The organism is Mycetocola sp. (genome assembly GCF_025464835.1).
GTDB lineage: Bacteria > Actinomycetota > Actinomycetes > Actinomycetales > Microbacteriaceae > Mycetocola_A.
Map to the genome: position 1 here is coordinate 1 of NZ_JAODMP010000014.1, position 6,319 is coordinate 6,319.

Here is a 6,319-nt window from a genome sequence, read left to right on the forward strand (position 1 = left end):
CTCCCGACCGATGCGGACGACACCTGAGGGCAACTCGACGCATGCCGGTCGAGCGCCCCACCACGTCGGCTCTCAGCTGGCACCCCTTGCCCCACGGCCGCAGGGTGAGTGGGGGTTGCTACGCTGACTTCTCCTGGCGGCGCGGCTTGTGAGGCACGATCGTCGGCGCCGCGTTCTCGAGCACCGATTCGCGGGTGATCACGACGCGCGCGACCTCCGCGGTCGACGGCACCTCGAACATGACCGGGCCGAGAACCTCTTCGAGGATCGCGCGGAGCCCACGGGCGCCTGTCTTGCGGAGCACGGCCAGGTCGGCGATCGCCTCGAGGGCGCTCGGCTCGAACTCGAGCTCGACTCCGTCGATTTCGAACATCCGCTGATACTGGCGCACGAGGGCGTTCTTGGGAACGGTGAGGATCTCCATCAGCGCGTGCTGGTCGAGCGGCGTGACGGTGGTGACCACGGGGAGCCGGCCGATGAACTCAGGAATCAGACCGAACTTGTGAAGGTCTTCGGGGAGAACCTCGCTGAACAGGTTCATGTCGTCGCCCTTGGAATGCAGCGGAGCGCCGAAGCCGATGCCCTTCTTGCCGGCACGCGACGAGATGATCTCTTCGAGACCGGCGAACGCGCCGGCGACGATGAACAACACATTCGTCGTATCGATCTGGATGAACTCCTGGTGCGGATGCTTGCGCCCGCCCTGCGGGGGAACGGATGCGACGGTTCCCTCCAGGATCTTCAGCAGCGCCTGCTGCACGCCTTCACCTGACACGTCGCGGGTGATCGACGGGTTCTCGGCCTTGCGGGCGATCTTGTCGACCTCATCGATGTAGATGATTCCGGTTTCGGCACGCTTGACGTCGTAGTCAGCGGCCTGGATCAGCTTGAGCAGGATGTTCTCGACGTCTTCGCCGACATACCCGGCTTCGGTCAGGGCGGTGGCGTCGGCGACGGCGAACGGAACGTTCAGTCGCTTCGCCAGTGTCTGCGCGAGGTAGGTCTTGCCGCAGCCGGTCGGGCCGATCAGCAGGATGTTGCTCTTGGCGATCTCGATGTCGTCGGAGATCGAGTCGGCACTGGTGAGCGTGGTGCGCGCGCGAGTGCGCTTGTAGTGGTTGTACACCGCGACGGAAAGGGCCCGCTTCGCCGGCTCCTGGCCGATCACGTACTCCTCAAGGAAGTTGAAGATCTCCTTGGGCTTGGGCAAGTCGAAGTCGGGTGCCGCCGCTTCACCGGCCTCAGCGAGGCGCTCCTCGATGATCTCATTGCACAGCTCGACGCACTCGTCGCAGATGTACACGCCTGGACCCGCAATGAGCTGCTGAACCTGCTTCTGGCTCTTGCCACAGAAGGAGCATTTGAGCAGGTCGGCGCTCTCACCGATTCGAGCCATCTGTCCACACTCCTCTTGCTGGCGGGTTGCCTTCTTTGAGCCTAACCCGAACCTGAGACATCGCACCGCAAGCGGGCTGCCCTGTGTCGAAAAACTCGGTAACGATCGTCCCGAACCAATGAAAACGGAGCCGGGGTCTCCCCCGGCTCCGCCTTCGATACGTGAACGCTCCCGATCAGGACGCGATGGCTCCAGACGCCGTCTTGTTCAGGGTCGGCAGGTGCTTGCGGCTGGTGAGGACCTGGTCGATCAGGCCGTACTCGAGGGCATCCGCTGCTGACAGGATCTTGTCGCGGTCGATGTCCTTGTTCACCTGCTCGACGCTCCGGTTGGAGTGAGCCGACAGGGTCTCTTCGAGCCAGACCCGCATGCGGAGGATCTCAGCCGCCTGGATCTCGATGTCGGATGCCTGCCCCTGGCCGGCCTCGCCGATGGCGGGCTGGTGGATGAGGATGCGGGCGTTCGGCAGAGCGAGGCGCTTGCCCGGTGTCCCTGCCGCCGTCAGGACTGCGGCTGCGGACGCGGCCTGGCCGAGAACAACGGTCTGGATGTGCGGGCGGATGTACTGCATCGTGTCGTAGATCGCCGTCATCGCGGTGAACGAGCCACCCGGGGAGTTGATATACATGACGATGTCGCGATCGGGGTCCATGCTCTCGAGCACGAGGAGCTGCGCCATGACGTCGTCAGCGGAGGCGTCATCGACCTGCACGCCGAGGAAGATGATGCGATCCTCGAACAGCTTGGCGTACGGGTCTTGACGCTTGTACCCGTAAGCGGTTCGTTCTTCGAAGCTCGGCAGGATGTAGCGGGAGTTCGGCATGGCCGCCGCGGTTGCAGCGAAGTTGCCTGCGGCGCGGAAGGTCGGGGTTTCCATATGTTCTGTCCTCTTGGTTCTCTCGACGCTTAGTTGGATTCGGTTCCGCCGCCGCCGGTGACGTCGGTCGCCGATTCGCGGATGTGGTCAACAAACCCGTATTCGAGGGCTTCCTGGGCGCTGAACCAGCGGTCGCGGTCACCGTCGGCGTTGATCTGCTCGACGGTCTTGCCGGTCTGAGCTGCGGTGATCTCCGCGAGGCGGCGCTTCATGTCGAGGATCAGCTGTGCCTGGGTCTGGATGTCACTGGACGTGCCACCGAAACCGCCGTGCGGCTGGTGCAGCAGGACGCGGGCGTTCGGCGTGATGTAACGCTTGCCCTTCGTGCCCGCCGTCAGCAGGAGCTGACCCATCGATGCCGCCATGCCGATGCCCACGGTGACGATGTCGTTCGGAACGAACTGCATGGTGTCGTAGATCGCCATACCGGCGGTGATCGAACCACCGGGCGAGTTGATGTACAGGTAGATGTCCCGCTGGGAATCCTCAGCTGCGAGCAGCAACAGCTTCGCAGCGATCTCATTCGCGTTCTCATCGCGGACCTCGGCGCCGAGCCAGATGATGCGATCCTTCAGCAGTCGGTCAAAAACACTGTTGGGCAGTGTCAGTTCGGCCATGTCGCGCTCCATTTCAGTTGTTGCGTGTAATCGAATCTATCGGAGCCAACGCACCGGAACTGCTCTGTTCGCCGTGGGCAGATATCGTGCCGCTCCGCGGTTAAACGACGGATGCCCCGGAGTCGCATCCGGGGCATCCTTCGTGGTTTTCGGAACCTACTTCTTTGCGTCGCTGTCCTCGGCCGGGGCCTCGTCGGTCACTGCGGCCTCATCGGTCGCTGCGGCCTCGTCCTCGGCGGCAGCCTCGTCGTCGGTCGGAACGAATCCGGTGAGGTCGACCGGCTTGCCGGCGGTGTCGACGACGGTGGTCTTCGCCAGCACGACGGCGAGGGCCTTGTTGCGGGCGACCTCTCCGACCATGGCGGGGATCTGGCCGTTCTCGTCGAGGACCTTGATGAACTCGCCGGGCTCCATGTTGTACTGAGCAGCACCCTGGATCAGGTACTGGGTCAGTTCGTCCTGGCTGACCTGGACGTTCTCGGCCTCGGCGATGGTGTCGAGCAGCATCTGCTGCTTGAAGGTGGCCTCGCTCGAGACGGTGACCTCGGCGCGGTGCTCGTCGTCTTCGAGGCGGCCTTCGCCCTCGAGGTGACGGTGCACTTCGTCTTCGACGAGCTTCTCCGGCACGGGGATCTCGACGAGCTCGACGAGCTTCTCGAGCAGCTTGGTGCGGGCAGCGGCGCCCTGGCCGAAGGCCTTCTGGCGTGCGACCTGCTCTTTGAGGCTCTCGGTGAGCTCAGCGATGGTGTCGAACTCACTGGCGATCTGAGCGAAGTCGTCGTCAGCCGCTGGCATTTCGCGTTCCTTCACGGCACCGACCGTGACGGTGATCTCCGCGTTCTCGCCCTCGTGCTCGCCACCGAGCAGGGGTGCGCTGAACGTGGTGACTTCTCCGGCGGTGAGCGATTCGAGTGCCTCATCGATGCCCTCGATCAGGTCGCCTGAACCAACCTCGTACGAGATGCCTGTCGCGTTGTCCACTTCTTCGCCGTTGATCGTGGCGACGAGGTCGATCTGCACGAAGTCACCGGTCTTCGCGGGGCGGTCGACGGTGACGAGGGTGCCGAAGCGGGTGCGGAGCTTGTCGAGCTCAGCCGTGACATCCTCGTCGGTGATTTCGGCTTCGTCGACCTCGATGGTGATGTCGTCGTATGACGGCAGCGTGATTTCGGGGCGCACGTCAACCTCGATGGCGAGCTGCAGGTCTCCTGAGAAGTCCTTGTCGCTTGGCCATTCGACGATGTCGGCCTGCGGACGGCCGAGGGTGCGGATGCTGTGCTCTTCGACTGCCGCGCGGTAGAACCCGTCGAGGCCTTCGTTGACGGCGTGCTCGAGGACGGCGCCTTTGCCCATGCGCTGGTCGATGATCGCCGGTGGAACCTTGCCCTTGCGGAATCCGGGGATGTTGACCTGTTCGGCGATGTGGCCGTAGGCGTGGGTGATGCTCGGCTTCAGGTCTTCAGGCGTCACCGAGATGGCGAGCTTGACACGGGTTGGGCTGAGCTTTTCGACCGTGGATTTCACGTTGGTGTGTTCTCCTGTGTTGTGGATTTTTTCCTCGAGCTGAGGAGGACGGACTTGTCGGGGCGACAGGATTCGAACCTGCGACCTCCCGGTCCCAAACCGGGCGCTCTACCAAGCTGAGCTACGCCCCGGTAGGTGACTACCGGTAATGGACTCACACACCAATCGAGCAGGCGGTAATGGAAGGCCTCCGACAGTCTAATGCACGAGCGTCTGCAAAAATCCGCCGCCGGGGTCGCGGCACATTCCACCTCGAAACGTGTACTACGATATTCGGGTGCCGGTCTTCCGGTGAAAACCGAAGTTCTGACGGAAACCCGCCAGATTCGGGGCTGTAGCTTAGTGGTAAAGCCTCTGTCTTCCAAACAGATGATGCGAGTTCGATTCTCGTCAGCCCCTCCAGTTCTTACGTTCCAGCAGGCGAATACGAAGGCGAAGCCATGAAGATGCTCCGCCCGTATTCGATCTGGACAACCATCGGAGTGGCGCTCTTTCTCGGCGCCGGCATCTTCTTCGGCACCGGCCGCTTCGGTGCCGGTGTCGGCCTCATGGTGGCATCCGCCGTGTGCCTGGGCACCGCGATGACCTCTCACCGACGGTGGGTCAAGAGAAACGGCTCGGACTAGGCAGAACCGTTTTCGAGCGACTCAGCGTGATGCCTGGTGTGTTCGAGATAGATTTCAGCGTTCTTGCGGATGCCGTCGACCTCGTCGTCCGTGAGCTCCCGTCGCACTTTCGCGGGCACCCCGGCGACGAGCGACCGCGGCGGAATCACGGCACCGGAGAGCACGACCGCTCCCCCGGCGATGAGGCATTCGTCGCCGATGACCGCACCACTGAGAACCACGGCGCCCATCCCGACGAGCACGGTGTCGCCGATGGTGCAGCCGTGCACGACGGCATTGTGTCCGACCGACACGTTGCGGCCGATGACGACCGGCGAGGCGGAATCGACGTGGACGGCGACGCCGTCCTGGATGTTGCTGCCCTCGCCGAGTTCGATGGAGGCAGAGTCTCCTCGGAGGACGGCGTTGTACCAGACACTCGACGCGTCCTTCAGGGTGACGTTGCCGACGATCCGGGCGCCGGGCGCGACGAACGCCGTGTCGGCGATCACCGGTCCTCCCAGTCCGGTGAGCCGGATGATGCTTGCTGCGTTTTCACTCGTCATGTCGTCACACTATCGGCACCGGTTTTCTCTCCGCGGCGTCCCCGTCGCCTCGAACGTGCGAGCAGCCCCCGTGCGCGGTGCCGCTCCGCCTCGATCGGGCCGTCTCTTCGCTCCAGGTTTCGCGCAGCCAACGGGCCTGTCGTCTGGCTCGAGCACGCGCCCTACCGGTGGCCGCTCGACCCGGAGTTCCTGACTGCGAGAACCCGGTGCCCTGGCTATGTCGCAGAGATCACCATCGCGCCGCAGCGGCCAGCGGTGTTCGCCACGGCAGTGGTCTTGGCATCCGCTGTGGTCCTGTGACTGCCGTCGCTGGTTGCGAACCTCGGTTCCTCCAACGGGCTTTGGCGTGTGGTCACCCTGGGTGTTGTCGCTCTCCCGGTGCTCGCGCAGGGCTCGCGCTGAGACTGCAGGCGCGGATCTACGAGAGCCGGATCCGCGACCTCAGGGCGACAGTACGCAGCATCTCCTCGCTCCGCTGACCTTGCCCAGTCCTGCCCTGGCCGCCGAGCCTCGCCCAGACGCTTGCCGCATTCAGCGTGCGCAATTCGACCTCCCGCCGTCCAGGACGTTGCGCGCACGTCGGACCGTCGATCCACCGGTCCGGCCCCGACTCGCGAGGTTAGACGAGCCTTCGCTTCCTTGCGGATTGTGTGTGGCTGAGTAGCGTTGTTGCCAACAGCGCATCACGCGCAAAGCGAAGGGCAACACTCATGACAGATCTCACCACCGTTTCA

6 protein-coding genes and 2 tRNA genes are annotated in these 6,319 nt (G+C 63.8%); 2 read left to right on the plus strand and 6 right to left on the minus strand.

Going from position 1 to position 6,319, the window contains the following annotated elements:
- Positions 1-118 precede the first annotated feature (118 nt).
- The 5 genes from clpX to JWP90_RS02055 form a co-directional block, all read right to left on the minus strand.
- On the minus strand, positions 119-1,396 hold the full coding sequence (gene clpX / locus JWP90_RS02035; RefSeq protein ID WP_297359073.1) for an ATP-dependent Clp protease ATP-binding subunit ClpX: 1,278 nt from the start codon (positions 1,394-1,396) through the stop codon (positions 119-121).
- A gap of 175 nt (positions 1,397-1,571) precedes the next feature.
- Entirely contained in the window at positions 1,572-2,219 is a 648-nt protein-coding gene (locus tag JWP90_RS02040) for an ATP-dependent Clp protease proteolytic subunit (protein ID WP_297359084.1), read from the minus strand.
- An 83-nt stretch (positions 2,220-2,302) separates the two neighbouring features.
- Entirely contained in the window at positions 2,303-2,890 is a 588-nt protein-coding gene (locus JWP90_RS02045; protein WP_297359075.1) for an ATP-dependent Clp protease proteolytic subunit, read from the minus strand.
- A gap of 156 nt (positions 2,891-3,046) precedes the next feature.
- Complete coding sequence (gene tig, locus JWP90_RS02050) at positions 3,047-4,414, minus strand: trigger factor (protein WP_297359077.1); 1,368 nt, start codon at positions 4,412-4,414, stop codon at positions 3,047-3,049.
- Between the two features lie 57 nt (positions 4,415-4,471).
- A tRNA-Pro gene (locus JWP90_RS02055) sits at positions 4,472-4,545 on the minus strand.
- Positions 4,546-4,742: 197 nt separating this feature from the next.
- Between JWP90_RS02055 and JWP90_RS02060 the strand changes: the two genes are divergently transcribed.
- Both JWP90_RS02060 and JWP90_RS02065 read left to right on the plus strand, forming a co-directional pair.
- Positions 4,743-4,816: transfer RNA gene (locus tag JWP90_RS02060), tRNA-Gly, on the plus strand.
- Positions 4,817-4,854: 38 nt separating this feature from the next.
- Positions 4,855-5,040 carry a hypothetical protein gene (locus JWP90_RS02065; protein WP_297359079.1) on the plus strand — a complete coding sequence of 62 codons (186 nt, stop codon included), beginning with the start codon at positions 4,855-4,857 and terminating at the stop codon, positions 5,038-5,040.
- On the opposite strand, the gene JWP90_RS02070 is transcribed toward JWP90_RS02065, so the two are convergent.
- Complete coding sequence (locus tag JWP90_RS02070; RefSeq protein WP_297359082.1) at positions 5,037-5,585, minus strand: gamma carbonic anhydrase family protein; 549 nt, start codon at positions 5,583-5,585, stop codon at positions 5,037-5,039. The genes JWP90_RS02065 and JWP90_RS02070 overlap by 4 nt on opposite strands.
- Between the last annotated feature and the right edge of the window lie 734 nt (positions 5,586-6,319).

Excerpts from the sequence above, each read along its gene's own strand:
- clpX (WP_297359073.1), bottom strand. The coding sequence starts at position 1,396 with ATGGCTCGAATCGGTGAGAGCGCCGACCTGCTCAAATGCTCCTTCTGT.
- JWP90_RS02040 (WP_297359084.1), bottom strand. The coding sequence starts at position 2,219 with ATGCCGAACTCCCGCTACATCCTGCCGAGCTTCGAAGAACGAACCGCT.
- JWP90_RS02045 (WP_297359075.1), bottom strand. The coding sequence starts at position 2,890 with ATGGCCGAACTGACACTGCCCAACAGTGTTTTTGACCGACTGCTGAAG.
- JWP90_RS02065 (WP_297359079.1), top strand. The coding sequence starts at position 4,855 with ATGAAGATGCTCCGCCCGTATTCGATCTGGACAACCATCGGAGTGGCG.
- JWP90_RS02070 (WP_297359082.1), bottom strand. The coding sequence starts at position 5,585 with ATGACGAGTGAAAACGCAGCAAGCATCATCCGGCTCACCGGACTGGGA.